The following is a 24961-nucleotide window of genomic DNA, read 5'->3' on the forward strand; positions in this document are numbered from 1 at the left end:
TTAGGAGCCTTTTGCGCTGAGGAGGTCTACATTCAATTGTAACGCAGGAGCGGACCTTGAACAGTTGTGTGAACCGGCTGTTCTCATCGAAAGATGCCTCGATCCCTTACCGTTTGGTAGGGGATTTTTTATTTACTGAAGAATCCTTTATAAACTATAGCAATCGAATGTTGAATTGAATACAAATTGCTCTTTTCATTTACCGGGAAAAATAGTATAATAGATAAAATTCACAAATTTTTAGAAAATTCCGAAAGAGGTTTTATTATGGGATATACAGTTGCTGTTGTCGGTGCTACAGGTGCCGTTGGTGCACAAATGATCAAAATGTTGGAAGAATCAAGTCTTCCAATTGATAAGATTCGCTATCTTGCATCTGCACGTTCTGCAGGTAAGGTATTGCAATTCAAAGGGCAAGACGTGACCATTGAAGAAACAACTGAAGAGGCTTTTGCAGGAGTAGATATCGCTCTCTTCTCAGCTGGAGGATCAACTTCAGCTAAATATGCACCATATGCTGTTAAAGCTGGTGCGGTCGTAGTAGATAACACTTCTTACTTCCGTCAAAACCCAGATGTGCCATTGGTTGTTCCTGAAGTAAACGCCCATGCGCTTGATACCCATAACGGAATCATCTCTTGTCCAAACTGTTCAACTATTCAAATGATGGTTGCTCTTGAGCCTGTTCGTCAAAAATGGGGCTTAGATCGTATCATCGTTTCAACTTATCAAGCAGTTTCAGGTGCTGGTATGGGAGCCATTCTTGAAACCCAACGTGAATTGCGTGAAGTATTGAATGACGGAGTAAATCCACGTGATTTGCATGCTGAAATCTTGCCATCAGGTGGCGATAAGAAACATTACCCAATTGCCTTTAACGCCCTTCCTCAAATCGACGTCTTCACTGATAATGACTACACATATGAAGAAATGAAGATGACGAAGGAAACTAAGAAAATCATGGAAGACGATAGCATTGCCGTATCAGCAACCTGTGTACGTATTCCAGTCTTGTCAGCTCACTCAGAGTCTGTCTACATTGAAACCAAAGAAGTAGCACCGATTGATGAAGTAAAAGCAGCGATTGCAGCCTTCCCAGGTGCAGTGTTGGAAGATGATGTTGCTCATCAAGTATACCCACAAGCTATTAATGCGGTTGGTTCTCGCGATACCTTTGTTGGTCGTATCCGTAAAGACTTGGATGCAGAAAAAGGAATTCATATGTGGGTGGTTTCTGATAACCTTCTTAAAGGAGCTGCTTGGAACTCAGTTCAAATTGCAGAAACCCTTCATGAACGTGGACTCGTGCGCCCAACAGCTGAGTTGAAGTTTGAGTTGAAATGATTCATTAACTAAATAAAGTGTATAGGGGACAGCTATCAACTTTTGGTGCTGTCCCTCTTCCCTATGGTTGTCTCAAGAAGGAGTATGTATGTCTTATCAAGATTTAAAAAATTGTAGAATGATCACTGCCTTTATCACTCCCTTCCATGAAGATGGTTCGATTAATTTTGAGGCTATTCCTCCGCTTATTGAACATCTTTTGGCTCATCACACAGATGGGATTCTTTTAGCTGGTACCACAGCGGAAAGTCCAACTCTAACGCATGATGAAGAATTGGAACTTTTTGCAGCGGTGCAAAAGGTGGTCAATGAACGGGTTCCTTTGATTGCGGGTGTCGGAACCAATGAAACCCGAGATTCCATTGAGTTTGTAAAAGAAGTCGACCAATTTGGTGGCTTTGCTGCCGGATTAGCGATTGTTCCTTATTACAACAAACCTTCTCAAGAAGGTATGTACCAGCATTTTAAGGCTATTGCAGACGCTTCTAACTTGCCAATCATAATCTATAACATCCCTGGGCGCGTGGTTGTCGAAATGACACCCGAAACCATGCTTCGTTTGGCAGAACATCCAAATATCATTGGGGTGAAAGAGTGTACAACCCTTGCCAATATGGCTTACCTAATCGAGCACAAGCCAGAGGAGTTCCTCATTTATACAGGAGAGGATGGAGATGCTTTCCATGCCATGAACCTTGGGGCAGACGGGGTGATTTCAGTAGCATCTCATACCAATGGGGATGAAATGCACGAAATGTTCCAAGCCATTGAGAATAATGATATTAAAAAGGCAGCGGCTATCCAGCGCCAATTTATCCCGAAAGTCAATGCTCTCTTCTCTTATCCAAGTCCAGCTCCAGTTAAAGCAGTCTTGAACTATATGGGCTTTGAAGCAGGGCCAACTCGTTTGCCATTAGTGCCAGCTCCTGCTGAGGAAGCGAAGCGCATTATCAAGGTTGTAGTGGATGGGGATTACCACGCGACCAAAGAAATCATTACGGGAGTTCTTCGTCCGGATTATTGACGTTTTAGATTCTTGACAAATCCCCTATTTATTTAGATAATAGAAGTATATTGATGATCAAGGAGAATAAGATGGAAGTCATTAAACGTAGTGGTGAAGTTGTAGAATTTGATCCAGATAAAATCTATCAAGCTGTTTTGAAGGCAGCACAAACAGTCTATGTCTTGACCGATGATCTTCGCCAAAACTTGGCGCAAGTGACTAAAAAAGTTGTGATGGATTTGGAAGAAGCGAAAGTGGAACGTGCCACAATCAGCATGATCCAATCAATGGTTGAGCACCGTTTACTTGGTGCTGGTTATATTACCATTGCTGAACACTATATTTCTTATCGTTTGCAACGCGATTTGGAACGAAGTGGCTATGGAGACCACATCGCTGTTCACTTGCACTTTGAGCAAATTCGCTAAAATAAGAAACGAAGTTACGGGTGTAGCTTCGTTTTTTTAAGAAAAAATGGGGAGCAGTTTTAAAAGAAAATACTGTATTTCATGGTATAATAGATAAGATTGAATGTTGAAAGGATTTCATTTCATGGCGATTATTCAATGGTTTCCTGGACATATGTCCAAAGCTAGAAGACAAGTACAAGAAAATATTAAATTTGTGGATTTCGTGACAATTTTGGTGGACGCTCGTTTGCCTCTATCAAGTCAAAATCCTATGTTAACAAAAATTGTTGGTGATAAGCCTAAGCTGATGATTCTGAACAAGGTAGACTTGGCAGATCCTGTCGCTACAAAAGAATGGCAGGAGTATTTTGAGTCACAAGGGATCAAAACTTTGGCTATTAACTCTAAAGAGCAATCTACGGTTAAAAAGGTTACAGATGCTGCTAAGTCTTTGATGGCCGATAAAATTGCCCGTCAGAAGGAACGAGGGATTCAAATTGAAACCCTTCGGACCATGATTATCGGGATTCCCAATGCTGGTAAATCAACGCTGATGAACCGCTTAGCAGGGAAAAAGATTGCTGTTGTTGGAAATAAACCAGGGGTGACCAAGGGGCAACAGTGGTTGAAAACCAATAAGGACCTCGAAATCTTGGATACCCCAGGGATTCTTTGGCCAAAATTTGAAGATGAAGAAGTGGCCTTGAAGCTCGCCTTAACAGGAGCAATTAAGGACCAGTTGCTTCCAATGGATGAAGTGACCATTTTTGGCCTCAACTATTTTAAAGAGCACTACCCTAAAGAGTTACAAGAACGCTATAAGCAAATGAAATTAGATCAGGAAGCGCCTGAAATCATTATGGAGATGACTCAACGCTTAGGTTTCCGAGATGATTATGATCGCTTCTACAGTTTGTTTGTCAAGGATGTACGTGATGGTCGTTTGGGTCGCTATACCCTTGATCGTGTAGGTGAAGTAGATGCCAACGATTAAAGAAATCAAAGAGTGTTTGTCAACGATTGATAGGCTAGATCATCCCTTATTTGAAGAGTTGATCCTTGATGGTCGAGCGGGCGTTCAAGCGGCTATCAGCAAACGAAAACGCGAACTCCAAAAACAAGTAGACGAAGATTTGCGTTTGGAAAAAATGCTAGCCTATGAGAAAGAACTTTATGCTCAAGGGATTCATCTTATTGCAGGTGTTGATGAAGTAGGGCGAGGCCCTTTGGCTGGCCCTGTCGTCGCAGCAGCCGTCATTCTGCCTGAAAATTGTAAGATTCCAGGTTTAAACGATAGTAAGAGAATTCCAAAATCGAAGCACCATGCTATTTACCAAGCGGTTTTAGATCAGGCTCTCTCTGTCGGGATTGGGATAAAAGATAATCGGGTCATTGATCAGGTTAATATTTATGAAGCAACCAAATTAGCCATGCTTGAGGCTATTCAAGAATTGGACCCTCAACCTCAACACCTCTTGATTGATGCTATGAAATTGGACCTCCCTATTTCTCAGACATCCATCATCAAAGGAGATGCTAATTCTCTGTCTATCGCAGCTGCTTCTATTGTGGCGAAGGTGACACGAGATCAGATGATGGCAGCCTATGACCAAAAGTATCCAGGTTATGATTTTGCTCAGAATGCGGGGTATGGGACAAGCAATCATCTTGAGGGCTTGGAAAGACATGGGGTCACGCCTATCCATCGTCGAAGCTTCGAACCCATTAAGTCCATGACGGATCTTGACTAGGAGGGAAGGAAATGCTATTAGCCTTTGATATTGGAGGAACCTTTATTAAATATGCCTTAGTGGATGAAGCCTATCAGGTGAATGATTCCTCTAAAGTTCCGACACCAGCTACTATTGAGGAATTCTGGGAAGCTCTTGAGCGCGTGATTTGCTTGTTCCAGAATCGAATCACTGGGATCGCCATCTCTTGTCCGGGTGAAATCAATAGTCGACTGGGATTTGTCTTTAAAGGTGGCCTCGTTCCTTATTTAAGGAATATTCCTTTAGCTTCTCGTTTAAATAAGACTTTTCAAGTCCCTGTGACCGTCCTCAACGATGGGGATGCTGCAGGCTTGGCAGAAGCACGAATTGGAAACCTCCAGGATTGTGATTGTGGCGCAACCTTTGTGTTAGGAACTGGGGTAGGCTTAGCCTTGACTTCCAACGGTTCCTTAATTTCCACCTGGAATCTCAAGGATTATCTTCGTTGGCCAAGCTTAGGGGAGAAGCAAGTGACTCCTGAACAAAAGCAATATCAGACCGAGATTTTGCGACATGGGATTTCCAGTTTGGTTCAAAATTTAGGCTCTGCAGTCAATTTTGTGGCTAATGCTAGTCGACTCTTAGAATTGCCTGAAGAAGATGGAGTTCAAGTTTTTGAAGTCCTTGAAGCTGGTTATCATGAGGAATTGCAAGACTTATTTGCTTCTTATTGTCGAGAAATTGCGATCCTAATCTATAACCTTCAGTCTTTGGTTCGGCTTGAAAAAGTGACGATTGGTGGGGGAATTAGTAGTCAACCCCTTCTTTTAGAAGAGATTAACCATCAGTATAAAAGCCTGATGGAGGAAAGTGGGGAGCAACGATTTTCTTTAGTAGAGATTCAAGCAGCTCGTTACCACAACTCAAGTAATCTTTTGGGGGCAGTTTGTCATTTTAACATCTTAGAAAATCATTAAAAAGTTCTATTTTTAGAGCTTTTTTTGTTTTCTTTTACGAATATTATAAATAGATAGTAGAAAAAGAGGTTTACGAATGAAGAAATATGAACTTTATAAATTAAAGGTTGCTGGCCTGTCAAATCTACAGGTTTTTAACATTGTCAATTACTGGGAAATGAATGGGGAGTGGCCCTCTTTAGAATTAATGGCAAAAATTGCAGGTTGTCGTAATCAAACACTATTTATGGAACGGTATATCCGGATTGATGACAAGGTCTTGAGAGAAGAGTTTAAGGAGTTTGATTCGATTTCCATTATGGATCCGGAATATCCTGAAGAGCTTCTCTGGATGCATAACCCACCTGTTTTGTTGTTTTACTCAGGCAATATTGATCTTCTTAAACAGCCAAAGATTGCGGTCGTAGGAAGTCGATCCTGTAGTCGTAACGGGATTCAATCCGTCGAGAAAATCATTAACGAGTTAAATAATGAATTGATTGTGGTGAGCGGATTAGCCAAGGGAATTGATGCTGCAGCCCATTATGCCGCTATTCGAAATGGAGGAAAGACAATTGGAGTGATTGGTACTGGCTTAGATGTCTTCTATCCTAGATCCAATAAACAATTGCAGAAGTACATGAGTGGGAGTCATTTAGTGTTAACAGAATACGGTCCTGGACAAGGCCCTCAAAAACATCATTTTCCAGAACGCAATCGGATTATTGCTGGGCTTTCTAGAGCAGTGATTGTGGCGGAAGCGCGGATGCGATCTGGAAGTCTGATCACCTGCGAGCGTGCTATGGAAGAAGGGCGAGATGTCTTTGCTATTCCTGGTTCGATCTTGGATGGACGTTCAGATGGCTGTCACCACCTCATTCAAGAAGGTGCAAAGCTGGTCACCAGTGGAAAAGATGTCCTAGATGAGTTTGAATTTTAAAATGAGTTTTCCTATAGGAGAACTTCACGGTTGACATCCCGAAAAAAATAGTTTACACTCTATGAGGTTTATTACAAAATAGAGGTAAAAAAGTGGCTACTAAAACAAAAAAGAAAACCACAACAACTAAAAAGAATTTAGTCATCGTGGAGTCTCCTGCGAAAGCGAAGACGATTGAAAAGTATCTTGGTAGAAATTATAAGGTCATGGCCAGCGTGGGTCATATTCGTGACTTGAAAAAATCTACCATGTCTATTGATTTTGAGAACAATTACGAACCAGAGTACATCAATATTCGCGGAAAAGGTCCTTTGATTAATGATTTGAAAAAAGAGGCTAAAAAAGCCAAACAAGTCTTTCTCGCAAGTGACCCGGACCGTGAAGGAGAAGCTATTTCTTGGCATTTGGCGCATATTCTTCAGTTGGATAAGGAAGATAAGAACCGCGTTGTTTTCAACGAAATTACCAAGGATGCGGTAAAAAATGCCTTTCAAGAACCCCGTAAGATTGATATGGATCTGGTAGATGCTCAACAAGCGCGCCGTGTCTTGGACCGGATTGTTGGGTACTCCATCTCACCAATTCTATGGAAAAAGGTGAAGAAGGGACTTTCGGCTGGTCGGGTGCAATCCGTTGCGCTTAAGTTAATTATTGACCGGGAAGAAGAAATCAATGCCTTCCAACCAGAAGAATATTGGACAATTGATGGAACCTTTAAAAAGGGGACCAAGCAATTCCAAGCCAATTTCTATGGAATGAATGGCAAGAAGATGAAACTTCAAAACCAGGAGGATGTGAAAGCTGTACTTTCGCATCTAGATGGGAAAGAGTATATCGTTGAAAAGGTTGAGAAGAAAGAGCGCAAACGCAATGCGCCGCTTCCTTACACAACTTCTTCCATGCAGATGGATGCTGCCAATAAGATCAATTTCCGTACTCGTAAGACCATGATGGTAGCACAGCAATTATACGAAGGAATCAATATTGGATCAGGTGTTCAAGGTTTGATTACCTACATGCGTACGGATTCGACTCGGATTAGTCCAGTCGCTCAAAATGAAGCAGCTAGCTTTATCGTTGATCGATTTGGAGATAAGTATTCTAAGCATGGTAGCCGGGTTAAGAATGCTTCTGGTGCTCAAGATGCCCACGAAGCCATTCGTCCTTCTAGCGTCTACAATACGCCTGAGAAAATTGCCAAGTATTTGGACAAGGACCAGCTCAAGCTCTACACCTTGATCTGGAATCGTTTTGTGGCTAGTCAGATGACAGCAGCTATTTTTGATACCATGAATGTCCGTTTAGGGCAAAATGGAGTTCAATATACAGCAAATGGAAGTCAGGTGAAGTTTGACGGCTATTTGGCGATCTACAATGATTCGGACAAGAATAAGATGCTACCGGACATGGAAGAAGGTGACACCGTCACTCAGGTCAACAGCAAACCTGAACAGCACTTTACCCAACCACCAGCCCGTTATTCTGAAGCGACCTTGATTAAGACGCTAGAAGAAAACGGAGTAGGCCGTCCTTCAACTTACGCACCAACGATTGAGACCATTCAAAAACGCTATTACGTGAAGCTTGTAGCCAAACGTTTTGAACCAACCGAGTTAGGGGAAATCGTCAATAAACTAATTGTTGAATTCTTCCCAGATATCGTTAATGTGACCTTCACAGCGGAGATGGAAGGGAAACTCGATGATGTCGAACTCGGAAAAGAAGAGTGGCAAAAGGTCATTGATACCTTCTACAAACCATTCTCTAAAGAAGTCGCGAAGGCTGAAGAAGAGATGGAAAAAATCCAAATCAAAGACGAACCAGCTGGTTTTGATTGTGAAGTCTGTGGTAGCCCGATGGTGATTAAATTAGGACGTTTTGGTAAGTTCTATGCTTGTAGTAATTTTCCAGATTGTCGTCATACTCAAGCCATTGTCAAAGAAATCGGGGTGGAGTGTCCTAATTGTCATCAGGGACAAATCATCGAGCGTAAAACCAAGCGCAACCGTATTTTCTATGGCTGTAATCGTTACCCGGAGTGTGAATTCACTTCTTGGGACAAGCCGATTGGTCGGGACTGTCCAAAATGTAGTCACTACCTAGTTGAAAAGAAAGTTCGTGGTGGTGGGAAGCAGGTCGTATGTAGCAATGGCGACTACGAAGAAGAAAAAGTGAAATAAGATTTTAGAATGATTCGATGTCTATTATAACGGCAATTTTTTAGAATGTCTGTTATAATAGACATTTTTTTTTTTTTTCGTTATAATAGACACAAGGAGGTGGGCTTATGTTTCTTGCTTTGATTGCAGATGTCATTGATTCCAAAATGGTTCAAGAGCGTTTTGACCTGCAAAAACAGGTAGAAAAAACGCTTCAAAAGATGAACGAATTATTCGGGGATTACCTGGCATCCCGTTTTACTTTGACCTTGGGGGATGAGTTTCAGGCGCTTTTAGAAGTGGATGCTCCGGTTTTTCAAATCATAGATACCCTGCGTTCAGAACTAACCCCGACTCAACTTCGTTTTGGTATTGGACTTGGAGAGATTGTAACAACTATTGATCCCTTGCAAAGTATTGGAGCAGATGGGCCAGCCTATTGGAATGCACGCGCAGCCATCAATCTGGTTCATCAGAAAAATGACTACGGTAATACCCAGATTTATTTTTCAAGTGGGAAGGAAAACCAAGACTTTTTTGTGAACGCGCTCATTGCTTCAGGAGAAGCCATTCGTTCGGGTTGGCGTGGCAGTCAGGAAGAAATCCTGCTAGATCTTCTTAAGAGATGTGTATATAGTGAGAATTTTAGCCAGCAGGACTTAGCCCAATCGCTGGAGATAAACCCAAGTGCTCTCTCTAAACGGCTGAAAAGTAGTAGTATCCGTGTTTACTTACGGGGGCGAGCAGCAGCACTAGCGAGTATTCAAAGTTTAGCGAAAGGAGAGGCTTATGACAGGATTATCTAATATCGTAACAAATCCATACTTGCTTCTCTTGTTGAGTTGTCATTTGTTATCGGATTATTATTTTCAAAGCCAAAAGATGGCGGATCGCAAGGATCAGGATAGGAAAGTGTTAGGTCTTCACATTCTGTATGTAGCTCTGCCTCTGTTTGTCGTTTCCCTCTGTCATCTGGATTTGTGGTGGATTTGCTTGATTATTTTGCTGACTCATGCAGTGATTGATTACGGAAAATCTTGGGTGCAAAAGCAATTGAATTTATCAGCCGCATGGACTTTTGCGCTGGATCAAGTCTTGCATGTCGGTATCATTAGTTTCCTAGTCCTTTGGGGAGCAAAAAATGGCACGACTTATCTGCCTACTGATATCCTAAAGCTAATCTTTTATGTCCTCCTAGTGGGGAAACCGACCAATATCGTCTTTAAAATTCTCTTTGCCAAGTACCAGCCGACAATGGCAGATAAAATGGATACCATCACTGGGGCTGGTTCCATGATTGGCTTCTTAGAGCGGTTGGTTATCGGTGCCTGTCTTGTATACGGCCAATTTGCTTCTATCGGCCTAGTCTTTACGGCCAAATCCATCGCCCGCTACAATAAAATTTCGGAGAACCCAGCCTTTGCGGAGTATTACTTGATTGGGTCCTTATTCAGTATTCTATCGGCCCTCTTAGCAGCTTGGTTGTGTTTATAAGAAAACAACTAACAGACGAAAGTCCAGACAGGAAGGACTAGCCTCCCTGTCTTTTTGCTTGTCTTTTTGGTATAATGGACCGAGTATCAATTTAGAAAGATTTGTGGGTGGCCACCAATCCAGTGACTTGTTTTAATCTGGCCTTAGTTTTCACCCAAAGAGGTATTAGTGTCATGTCTCAATCTTATATCAATGTTATCGGTGCAGGCCTTGCTGGCTCGGAAGCGGCTTTCCAGATTGCCCAACAAGGAATCCCAGTGAAGCTTTATGAAATGCGTGGGGTCAAATCCACTCCGCAACACAAAACAGACAACTTTGCTGAGTTAGTCTGTTCCAACTCTCTTCGTGGGGATTCGTTAACCAATGCTGTCGGGCTCCTCAAAGAAGAAATGCGTCGCTTGGGTTCGGTCATCCTTGAAGCAGCAGAAGCGACTCGGGTACCGGCTGGTGGAGCGCTGGCAGTGGACCGCGAAGGCTTTGCTAGTCGGGTAACTGAGAAGGTGTCCCAACACCCACTGATTGAAGTGATTCGCGATGAAATCACTGAATTGCCGACGGATGCCATCACAGTGGTCGCAACAGGACCCCTAACCAGCGATGCCTTGGCGGAAAAGATCCACGCGCTCAATGGTGGAGATGGCTTCTATTTCTATGATGCAGCAGCTCCCATCATCGATGTCAATACCGTCGATATGAGTAAGGTTTATCTTAAGTCTCGCTATGATAAAGGCGAGGCAGCCTATCTCAACTGTCCCATGACCAAACAGGAATTTATGGATTTCCATGAGGCTTTGATCAATGCAGAAGAAGCCCCACTTAACTCTTTTGAAAAAGAAAAGTATTTCGAAGGTTGTATGCCAATTGAAGTCATGGCTAAACGAGGCATCAAAACCATGCTTTATGGTCCTATGAAACCAGTTGGACTCGAGTATCCGGATGACTACAAAGGGCCTCGTGATGGGGAGTTTAAGACGCCTTACGCAGTAGTCCAGCTTCGCCAAGACAATGCGGCAGGAAGTCTCTACAATATCGTCGGTTTCCAAACGCATCTCAAGTGGGGCGAGCAAAAACGGGTCTTCCAAATGATTCCAGGTTTAGAAAATGCGGAGTTTGTGAGATATGGAGTCATGCACCGCAACTCTTACATGGATTCTCCGAACCTGCTTGAACAAACCTACCGTTCGAAGAAACAAGCCAACCTCTTTTTTGCGGGGCAAATGACAGGGGTAGAAGGCTATGTCGAGTCAGCTGCTTCAGGTTTGGTGGCTGGGATCAATGCAGCTCGCCTCTTTAAAGGTGAAGAAGCAACTGTATTCCCTGAAACAACAGCTATCGGAAGCTTGGCTCACTATATCACCCATGCTGATAGCAAGCATTTCCAACCCATGAATGTCAACTTTGGGATTATTAAGGAGCTGGAAGGTCCACGCATTCGGGATAAAAAGGAACGTTATGAGAAAATTGCCGAACGTTCTTTACAAGATCTGGCAACATTTATTGGAAAATAAAGTCAATTAATGAAAAAGTTTGGAGAAATCCAGACTTTTTCTTATAAAAATGGTATAATGAATAAAAATTTAGAATATAGAGAGTTTTCTGACAATGAATAAATCCTATTTTTATTTAGAGATGAAGACACACGAGTTGAAAGTGCCTTATACCGGAAAACTCCGTCGTGTGCGGGTTTTATTACCCAAGAATTATGAAACAGATACTGATCGACGCTACCCCGTAGTTTATTTCCACGATGGGCAAAATGTCTTCTATAGCAAGGAAGCCTATGTAGGTCACTCTTGGAAAGTCATTCCAGCCATTAAGCGAAATCCTGACATTAGTCGCATGATTGTGGTTGCGATTGATAATGATGGCTTACAGCGGATGAACGAATACTCTGCTTGGAAGTATAAGGAGTCCAATATTCCTGGTATGCAATTTGGTGGCAAGGGTATCGAGTACGGAGAGTTCGTTATGGAAGTGGTTAAACCTTTCATTGATCAAGAATATCGAACGCTTGCTGATCGAGAATATACAGCCATGATTGGCTCTTCGCTTGGTGGAAATATTACCCAATTTTTGGGCCTAGAATACCAAGATCAAATCGGTTGTCTGGGAGTCTTCTCCTCTGCCAACTGGTTGCACCAAGAGGCTTTTGATCGCTATATCGAGCGTAAAAAATTATATGCAGATCAACGCATTTACATCTATGTGGGCACTGAAGAGGCAGATGATACAGATAAAACGCTGATGGCGGGGAATATCAAGCAAGCCTATATTGACTCATCTCTTCGTTACTATCATGATGTCATTCAACAAGGAGTAGCTTTAGAAAATATCGCCATTCGGATTCAATCTGGGGCTATCCACCATGAAGAAGCCTGGGCAGAGCATTTACCGGAATGTCTTCGTTTCTTAGCAGAGAAGTGGGACTAGAAGCTTTTAAATTTTTATCATAAAGAAAGAGGGAACCTATGAATATTGAACATTTAAGCCACTGGAGTGGCCAACTTAACCGCGAAATGTATCTGAACCGTTATGGCCATGCGGGGATTCCTATTGTGGTCTTCGCTTCATCTGGTGGAAGCCATAATGAGTACTATGACTTCGGTATGATTGATGCTTGTGCTCAGTTTATCGAAGAAGGACGGGTTCAATTTTTCACCCTTTCAAGTGTCGATAGTGAGAGCTGGCTTTGTGATTGGAAAAATCCTCACGATCGGGCAGAGATGCATCGGGCCTATGAACGATATGTGATTGAAGAGGCCATTCCTTTCATCAAGCACAAAACAGGTTGGTTTGACCCAATGATGACAACCGGCTGCTCTATGGGAGCTTACCACGCACTCAATTTCTTCTTGCAACACCCAGATGTCTTCAACAAAGTTATTGCCTTGAGTGGTGTTTACGACGCTCGTTTCTTTGTTGGTGAGTTTGGAGGAGATGAAGCCATTTACCAAAACTCTCCGTCTGATTATATTTGGCATCAAAATGACGGTTGGTTTATCGACCGTTACCGTCAGGCTGAAATTGTCATCTGTACCGGTCTTGGGGCTTGGGAGCAGGATGGACTTCCATCCTTCTATAAATTGAAGGAAGCCTTTGATCATAAAAACATTCCTGCTTGGTTTGCTGAGTGGGGCCACGATGTAGCCCATGATTGGGACTGGTGGCGGAAACAAATGCCCTATTTCTTAAGTCAGATGTATTTATAAGTCAAAAGGGAGGAGACCTTTATGAATTATCTTGTTATTTCACCTTATTATCCACAAAATTTCCAGCAATTCACCATTGAGTTGGCCAACAAAGGAATCACTGTATTAGGGATTGGCCAAGAGCCTTACGAGCAGTTAGACGAGCCATTGCGCAACAGTTTGACAGAGTATTTCCGTGTTGATAACATGGAAAACTTGGACGAAGTGAAACGTGCAGTAGCCTTTCTATTTTATAAGCATGGCCCAATCGATCGCATCGAGTCTCACAATGAATACTGGTTGGAATTGGACGCAGCGCTTCGTGAGCAATTCAATGTCTTTGGGGCTAAACCAAAAGATTTAAAGAAAACTAAGTTTAAATCAGAAATGAAGAAACTCTTCAAGAAAGCAGGAGTTCCTGTCGTTCCTGGTGCAGTAGTCAAAGCCGAAAAAGACATTGACAAGGCTGTGAAGAAGATTGGTTTGCCATTGATTGCCAAGCCTGATAACGGAGTAGGAGCGGCAGCGACCTTTAAAATTGAAACTCCAGAAGATGTGAATCATTTCAAAGCTGAATGGGATGGACATACAGAGTATTTCTTTGAAAAATTCGTTACTTCTAGCGAAATCTGTACCTTTGATGGTATAGTGGATCGAGATGGAAACATTGTCTTTTCAACTACTTTTGACTATGCTTATACACCACTTGACTTGATGCTCTACAAGATGGACAACTCTTATTATGTCCTCAAAGAGATGGATCCAAAATTGCGTCAGTACGGTGAAGCTATTGTCAAAGCTTTTGGTATGAAGGAGCGGTTCTTCCATATTGAGTTTTTCCGTGATGGGGATGACTATATTGCGATTGAGTACAATAACCGACCTGCAGGTGGATTTACGATCGATGTATACAATTATGCTCACTCCATCGACTTGTACCGTGGGTATGCAGCTATTGTAGCAGGAGAACCTTTCCCAGCTTCTGAATTTGAACCTCTTTATTGCTTGGCAACTTCACGTCGAGCTAATGTAAGCTATGCTCTCTCAGAAGAAGAAGTCTTGGCCAAATACCAGCATCAATTCCGAGTGAAGAAGATCATGCCTGCAGCCTTTGCGGAGCTTCAAGGGGACTATCTCTACATGTTAACAACTCCAAGTCGTGAGGAATTGGAACAAATGATTCGTGACTTTGGTCAACGAGCTGAATAAAAGCGAGCCGATAGGTCTTTTCCTATCGGTTTTTTTATTCCGAAGTATCAATATTTTCTCAATATATGACTTTGTGAATCTTTTATATAACAGTTGAAAAACTCTATTACACCAATGTTCTATAGAGTTTGATTTGTGAAGATAATTGAGCATTTTTTTTGACAGTGTTTTCAATTTTGGATAAAATGAAAGAGAATGAATAAATGCTAAGAAAGGCGAAATAATGGCAACATTAGATAAAAGTCTCTTATTGGAAATGTTCCGTAAAATGGAAGAAATCCGTCGCATGGACTTAAAAATTGCACAGTTAGTAAAAAAAGGGAAAGTGCCAGGAATGACGCACTTTTCTGTTGGTGAAGAAGCAGCCAACGTTGGAGCAATGCTAGCTTTGAACGAGGATGACATGCTCACTTCAAACCACCGTGGTCACGGACAAGCGATCGCTAAAGGGATCGACCTGAATGGAATGATGGCTGAAATCCTTGGCAAGTATACTGGTACTTGTAAAGGGAAGGGTGGCTCTATGCATATTGCCGACCTTGATGCCGGGAACCTCGGTGCCAACGGTATCGTCGGTGGCGGTATGGGAATTGCAGTAGGGGCTGCCCTTACTCAACAAATGCATAAAACTGGAAAAATTGTTGTCTGCTTCTTTGGTGATGGCGCAACCAACGAAGGTGTCTTCCACGAAGCGGTCAATATGGCTTCAATCTGGAATCTTCCCGTGATCTTCTACTGTATTAATAATGGTTATGGGATCTCTGCTGACATCAAGAAAATGACCAATGTGGAGCACATCCATGAGCGTAGTGCTGCTTACGGCATTCCTGGAATGTTTATTCCTGATGGAAACAACGTTATTGATGTCTATGAAGGATTCCAAAAAGCTGTTGAACATGTCCGTTCTGGTAAAGGTCCTGTCTTGATCGAAAGTGTCACCTATCGTTGGCTTGGACACTCTTCATCTGACCCTGGTAAATACCGGACCCGTGAAGAAGTCGAAGAGTGGAAGAAGAAAGATCCGATTGAAAACCTTCGCAAGTATCTCCTTGAAAATGAAATTGCGAGCGCAGAAGAATTGGATCAGATTCAAGAAGAAGTGAAAGAAGCAGTTGAAGCTTCAGTGAAATTTGCGGAAGAAAGCCCATTCCCTCCACTCGAATCAGCTTTCGAAGATATTTACGCAGACTAAGGGGGAGTAGAGAATTATGGAAACAAAATTAATGTCTTTCCGCGATACCATTATCCTTGCTATGTCTGAGGAAATGCGTCGCGACGAAAATGTATTGTTGATGGGGGAAGATGTCGGAGTTTTCGGTGGAGACTTCGGAACTTCCGTAGGAATGCTAGAGGAATTCGGTCCAGAACGTGTTCGTGATTGTCCGATTTCTGAAGCTGCTATCTCAGGTGCAGCTGCTGGTGCAGCCATGACCGGACTTCGTCCAATCGTTGATATGACCTTCATGGATTTCTCGGTGATTGCCATGGATGCTATCGTCAACCAAGCTGCTAAGACTCGCTACATGTTTGGTGGAAAAGGGCAAGTACCGATGACAGTCCGCTGTGCCGCTGGTAACGGAGTTGGATCTGCAGCTCAACACTCCCAATCTTTGGAATCATGGTTTACCCATATTCCTGGTTTGAAAGTTGTTGCTCCAGGAACTCCAGCTGATATGAAAGGACTTCTCAAGTCTTCTATCCGTGACAACAACCCAGTGATCATTCTTGAATACAAATCAGAATTCAACCAAAAAGGTGAAGTGCCTGTAGATCCCGACTATACCATTCCACTTGGTGTCGGAGAGATCAAACGAGAAGGAACTGATGTAACTGTCGTAACCTACGGAAAAATGCTTCGTCGCGTGATGCAAGCAGCTGAAGAATTAGCTGAAGAAGGCATTTCAGTAGAAGTAGTAGACCCACGTACTTTGGTTCCGCTTGATAAAGAAATCATCATTAACTCTGTCAAGAAAACAGGAAAAGTAGTCCTTGTCAATGACGCTCACAAAACAAGTGGTTATATCGGTGAAATCTCAGCTATTATTTCTGAATCAGAAGCATTTGATTACTTGGATGCACCTATCCGTCGTTGTGCGGGAGAAGATGTGCCAATGCCTTACGCACAAAACCTCGAAAATGCAATGATTCCAACAGTTGAAAGCATCAAAGATGCCATCCGAAAAACCTACAACAAAGAATAATACATAAAATAAATTATGTAACCAGTAATAATTCAGACCAAGAAGCTTTGTATCTAATGATGCAAAGTTCTCTGCGTCCTTAATATCTTAGATTAGAGCACGGGCTAAAAGCTCGGAAAAAAGATAAATCTCCTTGACTTCATCGAAGTCTGCGTTGATTTCCTATTTTTCAGTCGCTTTTAAACGCCCTTTGCATCATAAATAGAATAGGAGAGGTCATGGCTGATGATAAGCTAAGAGCGACTCCTGCAGCTAGAAAATTAGCGGATGATTTAGGAATTAATCTCTACGATATTTCTGGCTCAGGCGCAAACGGTCGTGTCCACAAAGAAGACGTGGAAACATTTAAAGACACTAATGTGGTTCGCATTTCACCACTTGCAAAACGAATTGCCCTTGAACATAACATTGCATGGCAGGAAATCCAAGGAACTGGTCATCGTGGTAAGATTATGAAGAAGGATGTTTTAGCTTTCCTTCCTGAAAATATCGAAAACGATACGATCAAGTCACCTTCTCAAATCGAGAAAGTGGAAGAAGCTCCAGATAACGTAACACCTTATGGTGAAATCGAGCGTATTCCAATGACACCGATGCGTAAGGTTATTGCTCAACGTATGGTTGAGTCATACTTGACTGCACCAACCTTCACGCTTAACTATGATGTTGATATGTCTCAAATGTTGGCCCTTCGTAAGAAGGTATTGGATCCAATCATGGAAGCAACTGGCAAGAAAGTCACTGTAACAGATTTGCTTTCTCTAGCAGTTGTTAAGACCTTGATGAAACACCCCTACATCAACGCTTCATTGACGGAGGATGGCAAAACCATCATCACTCACAACTATGTCAACTTGGCTATGGCGGTTGGGATGGACAATGGCTTGATGACACCGGTTGTCTATAACGCAGAAAAGATGACCTTGTCAGAATTGGTGGTAGCCTTTAAGGATGTTATCGGACGTACTTTGGACGGTAAGTTAGCTCCAAGTGAATTGCAAAATTCAACCTTTACCATCAGTAACTTGGGAATGTTTGGTGTTCAATCATTTGGACCGATTATCAACCAACCAAACTCAGCCATCCTTGGTGTTAGCGCAACTGTTGAAAAACCAGTTGTTGTGAATGGTGAAATCGTCATTCGTCCAATCATGAGCTTGGGATTGACCATTGACCACCGCGTTGTCGATGGTATGGCTGGTGCCAAATTCATGAAAGACTTGAAAGCCTTGATTGAAGACCCGATTTCAATGTTGGTCTAATCAACGAAAGAGAATAGAAACAAGAAAAAGAGGGAAATAAAATGGCCTTAGAAGTAATTATGCCAAAAGCCGGCGTAGATATGACCGAAGGACAAATCGTTCAGTGGAATAAAAAAGTCGGCGAATTTGTAAAAGAAGGAGAAGTTCTCCTTGAAATCATGACAGATAAAGTCAGCATGGAATTGGAAGCTGAAGAAGATGGCTACTTGATTGCTATCTTGAAAGGAGACGGCGAGACTGTTCCTGTAACAGAAGTAATCGGATACCTTGGTAAAGAAGGAGAAAACATCCCAACAGCTGGAGCAGCACCAGAAGCGAGTCCAGCACCAGCCGCAGCAAGTGCTTCAAACGATGACAATAAGAGCGATGATGCTTATGATATCGTAGTAATCGGTGGTGGTCCTGCTGGTTACGTATCTGCTATCAAGGCAGCTCAATTGGGTGGTAAGGTTGCTCTTGTTGAGAAATCTGAACTTGGTGGAACTTGCTTGAACCGCGGATGTATCCCAACTAAGACTTACCTTCACAACGCTGAAATTATCGAAAATATCGGCCATGCTGCAAATCGTGGTATCGTAATTGAAAACCCTAACTTCACAGTGGATATGGACAAGGTTCTTGAAACCAAGAACAAGGTCGTCAATACCTTGGTTGGTGGTGTTGCAGGACTTCTTCGTAGCTATGGCGTAACAGTTCACAAAGGTATCGGTACGATTACGAAAGATAAGAATGTCTTGGTCAATGGATCAGAATTGCTTGAAACTAAGAAGATCATCCTTGCTGGTGGTTCAAAAGTCAGCAAGATTAACGTTCCTGGTATGGAGTCTTCTCTTGTAATGACCAGTGATGACATCTTAGATATGAACGAAGTTCCAGAAAGTCTCGTGATCATCGGTGGCGGGGTTGTCGGTATCGAACTTGGTCAAGCCTTTATGACCTTTGGTTCAAAAGTAACGGTCATCGAAATGATGGACCGCATTGTTCCAGCTATGGATGCGGAAGTATCTAAGAACCTTCGCTTGATCCTTGAACGCAAGGGAATGACCATCTTGACTGATACCAAACTGCAAGAAATCATTGAAGAAGATGGCAAACTCCGCATCAAGGTTGAAGGTAAAGACGATATCATCGCGAATAAAGCTCTTCTTTCAATCGGTCGTGTTCCAGATCTTGAAGGAATTGGTGAAGTTGAGTTTGAATTGGATCGTGGTCGTATCAAGGTTAACGAGTACATGGAAACTTCTGTTCCTGGTATTTATGCACCAGGTGACATCAACGGAACCAAGATGTTGGCTCACGCAGCCTTCCGTATGGGTGAAGTTGCCGCTGAAAATGCTCTTAAAGGGAACCACGCTGTTGCCAAATTGAACTTGACTCCTGCAGCCATCTACACACTTCCAGAAGTAGCAGCAGTTGGTTTGACTGAAGAACAAGCTCGTGAAAAATACGATGTTCAAATTGGTAAATTCAACTTTGCAGCTAACGGTCGTGCTATTGCATCGGATGCAGCTCAAGGTTTTGTTAAGGTCATTGCAGACAAGAAATACGGTGAAGTTCTTGGGGTTCACATCATTGGTCCAGCAGCAGCTGAATTGATCAACGAAGCTTCTACTATCATTGAGATGGAAATCACTGTAGAAGAAATGCTCAAGACTATCCATGGTCACCCAACCTTCTCAGAAGTGATGTACGAAGCTTTTGCGGATGTACTTGGCTTGGCAGTTCACTCACCTAAGAAGAAATAATCATATTCTTTCAACTAAATTTTCTTAAAGTAGCACGGACGGCAGCGACCTCTTTAAGAGTTCCATGCCTAAAAATTGAGCCTTTTGTCTCAATTTTTCCGAGAAATGTAACGATAACTCGTTACATTTCTTTTTACTACTTCAGAAAATTCAAGTGAAATTCAACTATTTCTGTCTAGCACTCATCATACTATGAGTAGAATTTATAAAACGAATTTTTGGAATTACTATGAAATACATTATTAATTATTCAAATGATACTGCTTTTAATATTGCTTTAGAAGAGTATGCCTTTAAGCATCTATTGGATGAGGATCAAATCTTCCTTCTCTGGATTAACAAACCATCAATCATCGTTGGGCGCCACCAAAATACCATCGAAGAAATCAACCGTGACTATGTTCGGGAGCATGGAATTGAGGTCGTTCGTCGGATCAGTGGTGGTGGGGCTGTTTACCATGATTTGAACAACCTCAACTACACCATTATTTCGAAAGAAGATGAAAATAAGGCCTTTGACTTCAAGAGCTTCTCAACTCCTGTGATCAATACCTTGGCTCAGCTTGGTGTCAAGGCTGAATTCACGGGTCGTAACGACTTGGAGATCGACGGTAAGAAATTCTGTGGGAATGCCCAAGCTTATATCAATGGCCGGATCATGCACCATGGTTGCCTTCTCTTTGACGTTGATTTGTCTGTCCTTGCCAATGCTCTCAAGGTGTCTAAAGACAAGTTTGAGTCTAAGGGGGTTAAATCCGTTCGTGCTCGTGTGACCAATATCATCGATGAGTTGCCAGAAAAAATCACGGTTGAAGAGTTCCGTGACCTGCTTCTGGACTACATGAAGAAAGAATATCCTGAAATGACAGAATATGTCTTCTCAGATGAAGAATTGGCGGAGATCAATCGAATTAAGGAAACCAAGTTCGGTACCTGGGATTGGAACTATGGGAAGTCCCCTGAATATAATGTCCGTCGTGGCACTAAATTCCCTAGCGGTAAGGTTGAAATCTTCGCTAATGTCATTGAATCCAAAATCCAAGACATCAAGATTTATGGTGACTTCTTTGGTATCGAAGACGTAGCAGCTGTAGAAGAGCTTCTTCGCGGAGTTAAATACGAACGCGAAGACGTCCTCAAAGCCCTTCAAACCATTAACCTAGGTCGTTACTTCGCAGGAATCACTGCAGAAGAAATTGCTGAAGCTGTGGTGGAATAAAGTCATAAGAGATTCGCAGAAGCGGATCTCTTTTTTGAAACTAGTTTCACATAGAAATTATTGTTTTACTAAGGATTTTGTAGTATAGTAAAGGTGGAAAAGTGTATTCGTTTACAAAAAATGTAACTGTTAGTTATAAAACTCAGTAATTACTAAGTAACGAAAATGATTGACTAGCTAGATATTACTTCCCTTTTTACTTTAGAAAGTGTGATGATATGAAACGTGTCTTTATTATTTTATCAAACCTTTTCATCTCTAGCTTTTTGATTTGGATTGCCTTTATTTCTCCAAATACGGTTATCCATCGCAGCCTTCCGGTAGTGGGGGTGGTGAGACAAGAAAAGAGCGTCACATATGAAGAGTTATCTTCCAGTTTAGACCGCTTGGCAATGGAAAATCATAGTATAATTGCCCGTCAGATACAAAGAACAGATTCTAAAGGGCAGGTTGTTTTCACCTATGATATCTACGGAGAGGGAAAACTTCCTCTTGGGATTAAAAGAGAGAAGAAAGAACTGGCTGCCAATGAAAGCCTGCTAAAGAATTATTATATATTAACAGGTGAATTGGAAACTGAAAAGCTGGATCAAACGCTTCATACTCTTGGTTTCTCACAAACTTTTATTGAGAAACCAAATCTTCTGCAGACCTTTATTGCCTTTTTTGGCTCAGGTTCACAATCACTTGCCTTAGTCATTTTTATCATTAGTTTTAGCTCTTTTACGATTATTCAAAAAACACAAGAAATGAGAAGTGCTGGGATTCGATATATTTCAGGAATGAGACGCTTGCAACTTTTCGGACATTCTCTAAAAGATGATAGTATAGAGTTGCTTTTGGGATGTATTGGCGCAAGTATAATGGGTGCTGTTCTGATTTATTGCTTTCAATTGACACCTTTTTCCTATTCCCTCGTCATTTCCAGTAGTATTATTTACAATGGGATTTTACTAATTTTGTCTGTTTTCTTATCCTTCCTCTTTGCATATAGTATTCAAACGATTCATTTAGTCCCCCTTTTAAAAGGGAAGGTTCCATTGAAGCGCATATTGGTTTTCCTCTTTATTTGTCAATTTCTCGCTGTGGCATTAATTGGCCTTGCGATTCATCGAATCAGTATTTATGGATCAGTCTGGCAAACTCACCAAGAGGGAAGTGAGGCTTGGTTAAAACAGTCGAATTGGGTCCAAATTAGTACAAGTCGGGAGGATTTTTCACAGAAAACAAACAAAGAGACGCAAATTGAGAACAGAGCAAAATGGTCTAAGCTCATCGAGTCTGGAATCGAAAATGGTGGTCTTTTAGCTTATCATAATCTCGTATCTTTTAGTTCAAAAGGAGTTATGACGGATCCTAGTACAGGTAAAGAGTTTTCAATCACAGATTACGATCCACTTGCCAATAGCCTGTATGTCACTCCAAATTATCTTGATATCCAAGGTGTTCCAGTTTCTCCTGAAGAAAAAGATCACTTAAATCACTTACAAGCAGGAGAATTTGGTCTCTTACTTCCGGAAAATTAAAAGGTCGAGAAGAGGAGATGATCAAGCGATATGAAGATTATCTATCTCCTCGAGATGATCAAGGAAATATCACCTTATCAATGAAGGCGAAGGTAACGTATATTCCGAATCATCAAAAACGCTTTATCTACAACAACACACCAATTAGCTATAAGCAATTCTTTACCGATCCGGTTTTAGTGGTTATTCAACCTGAAAGTTTTGGAGGCTATGTGAATCCATATTTCACCGATCTAAATCCCTACCTTTATTTTAATGGACTTCAGAATAGTAAGAAGCTAATCGCTGAGTATAATCTTGAAAAAAGTGTTAGTCAGTACGACTATGCAGTGGACGTTTACCAGCAAATGGCCCAAAACATACAAATAGAAAATCTCATGGCGATTGCAGGAGGAGTCTTTGGTATAGCAACCTCTGTTCTTCTTTTTAACACTATGAATTTCCTATATTTTGAAGAGTTTAGAAAACAAATCTTCTTGAAGAAGATTGCAGGTCTGGGATTTGTAAACATTCACCAAATGATTTTGCTCTCAGAAAGTAGCCTCTTGCTATTAGGAAGCCTCTTGGTATTCATTCTCACTTCGGAATGGTGGATTGCTCTTGTCACTCTCTTGCTATTTATTACTAATGCTTGGTTTATTCTCCTGTACCGGTCTCATAAAGAAGACCACTTGTTAGCCACTGTACTGAAAGGAGCCTAATATGATTAGCATAGAACATTTAACCAAATCATTTGGCCAACGAACGGTCTTTCAAGATTTGAGCTTGCAATTTACAGAAGGTAAGGTCTATGCTCTGATCGGAAATAGTGGGTGTGGTAAAACAACCTTGCTTAATATCTTGGCGAAGATAGAACCTTATGAAAAGGGAAGTATCAGTTATCAAGGGCAAGAATTGAAACAAATCAAACAGCATCACTTCTTTAAGCATGAATTAGGCTATCTCTTTCAAAACTTTGGCCTACTTGAAAACGAGACTATCGCTACAAATTTAGATTTGGGATTGATTGGGCAAAAATTAACGAAAAAAGAGAAGAAGCAGCAAGAAGAAGAAGTGCTCAAAAAAGTAGGATTAGCTTACCTTGCTCTGGATCAAAAGATTTATGAATTATCGGGGGGAGAGGCGCAACGTGTCGCATTAGCTAAAGTTATTTTAAAAGATCCACCTTTAATTTTGGCGGATGAACTAACTGCAGCACTGGATCCAGAAACCTCACAAGAGGTGATGGACTTGCTCTTAATGTTAAAGAATCAAGAGCGTATAATCATTATTGCAACCCATAATCCAGTGATTTGGGAAAAAGCTGACGAAGTGGTAAAGCTCAACTAGTCCATGGCTGAAGAATGGTAGGATCTTCTATATTATCTTTTATAACTAGCTATTCATGAGGTATAGGCTGATGAAGTAAAAAGATCATGTCAAACCAAAATTTTAAGGAGAAAAATCATGAAAAAGTTTATCTATTCATTGTATTTCTGACTTTTCTTTGTTTATCTGGCTATATAGAGACACAAAAAGAAAGCCAAATAATTTTTTCCATCTCTCGTAAAGTAACTTTCTCTTCATCAACAACAGTCATTGTAAAAACAAAGGAGTGTACGGAATACCGAACCAATGACAGCAGAAGTGCTGAGTGATTCAAAATAAAGAAGGGAATACGAAATGGCACTATTACAAATTATTGGTCTAAATAAATCGTATAACAAAAAGAAAGTCATTGAAGATTTGTCATTTGAGTTGCAGAGTGGCGAAATAATGGGACTCATTGGACAAAATGGTTCTGGGAAAACTACAATATTCAAGACAATTTTAGGTTTAGTAAAAAAAGAATCTGGTGAAATTAAAATCAATGGGAAACTAATTGAAGGGAAATCAAAAGACTATTTGAATACTATTGGTACGATTATTGAATATCCTACATTTTATGAATCTTTAACAGCTAGACAGAATTTAATGCTTATTTCTAGTCTTTATAATGAAGTAAACTTATCAAAAGAAGATCTTTTAAACTATCTGCATTTAGTAGGTTTAGACAATAGTGTGGATTGTAAAGTATCTAGTTTTTCATTAGGTATGAAACAACGTTTGGGACTTGCTCAAGCCTTAATCCATCAGCCAACTATCTTATTATTAGATGAACCATTCAATGGATTAGATCCCATAGGAATAAAAGAGTTTAGAGATTTGCTCATTGAATTGTCTAAAAAAGGAGTTGGGATTGTAATTTCGAGTCATTCATTGGAAGAATTAAGTAAGTTAGTGGATGCAGTTACAATTATCAATCAAGGGAAAGTAATTTTCCAAGGGGAAAAGGCAGAGTTTTTATCACTTGGATCTATTAAGAATATTTGGTTGTTGAAAACTGATAACTTAGAACTTACAAAGTCTATCTTAAATAACTTAAACATTGTTTTTTCTGAGGGAATAGAGCAACTAGAGTTATCTTTAGATATAGAATCAATGAAAGAGGTAAAGGAGAAACTACTCACAGAGTTATTACGTCAGGATATCTCCATCATAAATTTTTCTGAGAAACAAAATAATTTTGAAGATATTTTCATCAAAATGCAGAGAGATATGGAGGATTGAT

At 41.2% G+C, this 24961-nt stretch carries 21 protein-coding genes and 1 pseudogene; all 22 read left to right on the forward strand.

From position 1 onward, the window contains the following. Positions 1 to 267 precede the first annotated feature (267 nt). A complete protein-coding gene (locus tag AC3E8G_RS03580; protein WP_490677050.1) occupies positions 268 to 1344 on the forward strand; it encodes an aspartate-semialdehyde dehydrogenase in 1077 nt (358 codons plus the stop codon). A gap of 88 nt (positions 1345 to 1432) precedes the next feature. After that, complete coding sequence (gene dapA, locus AC3E8G_RS03585; protein WP_490677051.1) at positions 1433 to 2368, forward strand: 4-hydroxy-tetrahydrodipicolinate synthase; 936 nt, start codon at positions 1433 to 1435, stop codon at positions 2366 to 2368. Positions 2369 to 2439: 71 nt separating this feature from the next. After that, the gene (locus tag AC3E8G_RS03590) at positions 2440 to 2778 is read left to right on the forward strand and encodes an ATP cone domain-containing protein (RefSeq protein WP_006597242.1); all 339 of its coding nucleotides are present in this window, start codon (positions 2440 to 2442) and stop codon (positions 2776 to 2778) included. 124 nt (positions 2779 to 2902) lie between these two features. After that, positions 2903 to 3754, forward strand: coding sequence for a ribosome biogenesis GTPase YlqF (gene ylqF, locus AC3E8G_RS03595; RefSeq protein ID WP_048715962.1), 852 nt, complete (start codon positions 2903 to 2905; stop codon positions 3752 to 3754). After that, positions 3741 to 4511 (forward strand): ribonuclease HII, encoded by a 771-nt coding sequence (gene rnhB, locus AC3E8G_RS03600; RefSeq protein ID WP_129822075.1) that lies wholly within the window; start codon positions 3741 to 3743, stop codon positions 4509 to 4511. Before ylqF ends, rnhB begins: the two co-directional genes overlap by 14 nt. A gap of 11 nt (positions 4512 to 4522) precedes the next feature. Further along, a complete protein-coding gene (locus AC3E8G_RS03605) occupies positions 4523 to 5449 on the forward strand; it encodes an ROK family protein (protein ID WP_048715966.1) in 927 nt (308 codons plus the stop codon). A gap of 76 nt (positions 5450 to 5525) precedes the next feature. After that, positions 5526 to 6368 carry a DNA-processing protein DprA gene (gene dprA, locus AC3E8G_RS03610; RefSeq protein WP_048715968.1) on the forward strand — a complete coding sequence of 281 codons (843 nt, stop codon included), beginning with the start codon at positions 5526 to 5528 and terminating at the stop codon, positions 6366 to 6368. Between the two features lie 92 nt (positions 6369 to 6460). Then, positions 6461 to 8548, forward strand: coding sequence for a type I DNA topoisomerase (gene topA, locus AC3E8G_RS03615; protein ID WP_490677052.1), 2088 nt, complete (start codon positions 6461 to 6463; stop codon positions 8546 to 8548). A 107-nt stretch (positions 8549 to 8655) separates the two neighbouring features. Continuing rightward, the gene (locus AC3E8G_RS03620; RefSeq protein WP_490677053.1) at positions 8656 to 9333 is read left to right on the forward strand and encodes a SatD family protein; all 678 of its coding nucleotides are present in this window, start codon (positions 8656 to 8658) and stop codon (positions 9331 to 9333) included. Next, positions 9317 to 10021: a DUF3307 domain-containing protein gene (locus tag AC3E8G_RS03625; protein ID WP_490677054.1), complete on the forward strand. Its 705-nt coding sequence runs from the start codon at positions 9317 to 9319 to the stop codon at positions 10019 to 10021. The genes AC3E8G_RS03620 and AC3E8G_RS03625 overlap by 17 nt, the downstream gene beginning before the upstream one ends. A gap of 173 nt (positions 10022 to 10194) precedes the next feature. Next, entirely contained in the window at positions 10195 to 11529 is a 1335-nt protein-coding gene (trmFO, locus tag AC3E8G_RS03630; protein ID WP_490677055.1) for a methylenetetrahydrofolate--tRNA-(uracil(54)-C(5))-methyltransferase (FADH(2)-oxidizing) TrmFO, read from the forward strand. A gap of 94 nt (positions 11530 to 11623) precedes the next feature. Then, the gene (locus AC3E8G_RS03635) at positions 11624 to 12451 is read left to right on the forward strand and encodes an alpha/beta hydrolase (protein ID WP_314369799.1); all 828 of its coding nucleotides are present in this window, start codon (positions 11624 to 11626) and stop codon (positions 12449 to 12451) included. A 38-nt stretch (positions 12452 to 12489) separates the two neighbouring features. After that, on the forward strand, positions 12490 to 13230 hold the full coding sequence (locus AC3E8G_RS03640) for an esterase family protein (protein WP_490677056.1): 741 nt from the start codon (positions 12490 to 12492) through the stop codon (positions 13228 to 13230). A 21-nt stretch (positions 13231 to 13251) separates the two neighbouring features. Beyond that, entirely contained in the window at positions 13252 to 14418 is a 1167-nt protein-coding gene (locus AC3E8G_RS03645; RefSeq protein ID WP_490677057.1) for an ATP-grasp domain-containing protein, read from the forward strand. A 223-nt stretch (positions 14419 to 14641) separates the two neighbouring features. Then, the gene (locus AC3E8G_RS03650; RefSeq protein WP_490677058.1) at positions 14642 to 15610 is read left to right on the forward strand and encodes a thiamine pyrophosphate-dependent dehydrogenase E1 component subunit alpha; all 969 of its coding nucleotides are present in this window, start codon (positions 14642 to 14644) and stop codon (positions 15608 to 15610) included. A gap of 16 nt (positions 15611 to 15626) precedes the next feature. Continuing rightward, on the forward strand, positions 15627 to 16619 hold the full coding sequence (locus AC3E8G_RS03655; protein ID WP_023026810.1) for an alpha-ketoacid dehydrogenase subunit beta: 993 nt from the start codon (positions 15627 to 15629) through the stop codon (positions 16617 to 16619). 218 nt (positions 16620 to 16837) lie between these two features. Continuing rightward, positions 16838 to 17881, forward strand: coding sequence for a dihydrolipoamide acetyltransferase (locus AC3E8G_RS03660; protein WP_490677059.1), 1044 nt, complete (start codon positions 16838 to 16840; stop codon positions 17879 to 17881). A 41-nt stretch (positions 17882 to 17922) separates the two neighbouring features. Next, a complete protein-coding gene (gene lpdA, locus AC3E8G_RS03665; protein WP_490677060.1) occupies positions 17923 to 19626 on the forward strand; it encodes a dihydrolipoyl dehydrogenase in 1704 nt (567 codons plus the stop codon). A 229-nt stretch (positions 19627 to 19855) separates the two neighbouring features. After that, positions 19856 to 20845, forward strand: coding sequence for a lipoate--protein ligase (lplA, locus tag AC3E8G_RS03670; RefSeq protein ID WP_120701952.1), 990 nt, complete (start codon positions 19856 to 19858; stop codon positions 20843 to 20845). A 218-nt stretch (positions 20846 to 21063) separates the two neighbouring features. Next, a pseudogene (locus tag AC3E8G_RS03675) lies at positions 21064 to 23072 on the forward strand (DUF1430 domain-containing protein). A gap of 1 nt (position 23073) precedes the next feature. Further along, positions 23074 to 23700 (forward strand): putative bacteriocin export ABC transporter, encoded by a 627-nt coding sequence (locus AC3E8G_RS03680; RefSeq protein ID WP_490677061.1) that lies wholly within the window; start codon positions 23074 to 23076, stop codon positions 23698 to 23700. Between the two features lie 333 nt (positions 23701 to 24033). Continuing rightward, positions 24034 to 24960 carry an ABC transporter ATP-binding protein gene (locus AC3E8G_RS03685; protein WP_490677062.1) on the forward strand — a complete coding sequence of 309 codons (927 nt, stop codon included), beginning with the start codon at positions 24034 to 24036 and terminating at the stop codon, positions 24958 to 24960. The last annotated feature ends 1 nt before the right edge of the window (position 24961 follow it).

The organism is Streptococcus sp. SCPM-O-B-15294 (M123) (assembly GCF_058200455.1).

Coding starts and splice junctions, on each gene's coding strand:
- AC3E8G_RS03580 (WP_490677050.1), top strand. CDS start 268: ATGGGATATACAGTTGCTGTTGTCGGTGCTACAGGTGCCGTTGGTGCA.
- dapA (WP_490677051.1), top strand. CDS start 1,433: ATGTCTTATCAAGATTTAAAAAATTGTAGAATGATCACTGCCTTTATC.
- AC3E8G_RS03590 (WP_006597242.1), top strand. CDS start 2,440: ATGGAAGTCATTAAACGTAGTGGTGAAGTTGTAGAATTTGATCCAGAT.
- ylqF (WP_048715962.1), top strand. CDS start 2,903: ATGGCGATTATTCAATGGTTTCCTGGACATATGTCCAAAGCTAGAAGA.
- rnhB (WP_129822075.1), top strand. CDS start 3,741: ATGCCAACGATTAAAGAAATCAAAGAGTGTTTGTCAACGATTGATAGG.
- AC3E8G_RS03605 (WP_048715966.1), top strand. CDS start 4,523: ATGCTATTAGCCTTTGATATTGGAGGAACCTTTATTAAATATGCCTTA.
- dprA (WP_048715968.1), top strand. CDS start 5,526: ATGAAGAAATATGAACTTTATAAATTAAAGGTTGCTGGCCTGTCAAAT.
- AC3E8G_RS03620 (WP_490677053.1), top strand. CDS start 8,656: ATGTTTCTTGCTTTGATTGCAGATGTCATTGATTCCAAAATGGTTCAA.
- AC3E8G_RS03625 (WP_490677054.1), top strand. CDS start 9,317: ATGACAGGATTATCTAATATCGTAACAAATCCATACTTGCTTCTCTTG.
- trmFO (WP_490677055.1), top strand. CDS start 10,195: ATGTCTCAATCTTATATCAATGTTATCGGTGCAGGCCTTGCTGGCTCG.
- AC3E8G_RS03635 (WP_314369799.1), top strand. CDS start 11,624: ATGAATAAATCCTATTTTTATTTAGAGATGAAGACACACGAGTTGAAA.
- AC3E8G_RS03640 (WP_490677056.1), top strand. CDS start 12,490: ATGAATATTGAACATTTAAGCCACTGGAGTGGCCAACTTAACCGCGAA.
- AC3E8G_RS03645 (WP_490677057.1), top strand. CDS start 13,252: ATGAATTATCTTGTTATTTCACCTTATTATCCACAAAATTTCCAGCAA.
- AC3E8G_RS03650 (WP_490677058.1), top strand. CDS start 14,642: ATGGCAACATTAGATAAAAGTCTCTTATTGGAAATGTTCCGTAAAATG.
- AC3E8G_RS03655 (WP_023026810.1), top strand. CDS start 15,627: ATGGAAACAAAATTAATGTCTTTCCGCGATACCATTATCCTTGCTATG.
- AC3E8G_RS03660 (WP_490677059.1), top strand. CDS start 16,838: ATGGCTGATGATAAGCTAAGAGCGACTCCTGCAGCTAGAAAATTAGCG.
- lpdA (WP_490677060.1), top strand. CDS start 17,923: ATGGCCTTAGAAGTAATTATGCCAAAAGCCGGCGTAGATATGACCGAA.
- lplA (WP_120701952.1), top strand. CDS start 19,856: ATGAAATACATTATTAATTATTCAAATGATACTGCTTTTAATATTGCT.
- AC3E8G_RS03680 (WP_490677061.1), top strand. CDS start 23,074: ATGATTAGCATAGAACATTTAACCAAATCATTTGGCCAACGAACGGTC.
- AC3E8G_RS03685 (WP_490677062.1), top strand. CDS start 24,034: ATGGCACTATTACAAATTATTGGTCTAAATAAATCGTATAACAAAAAG.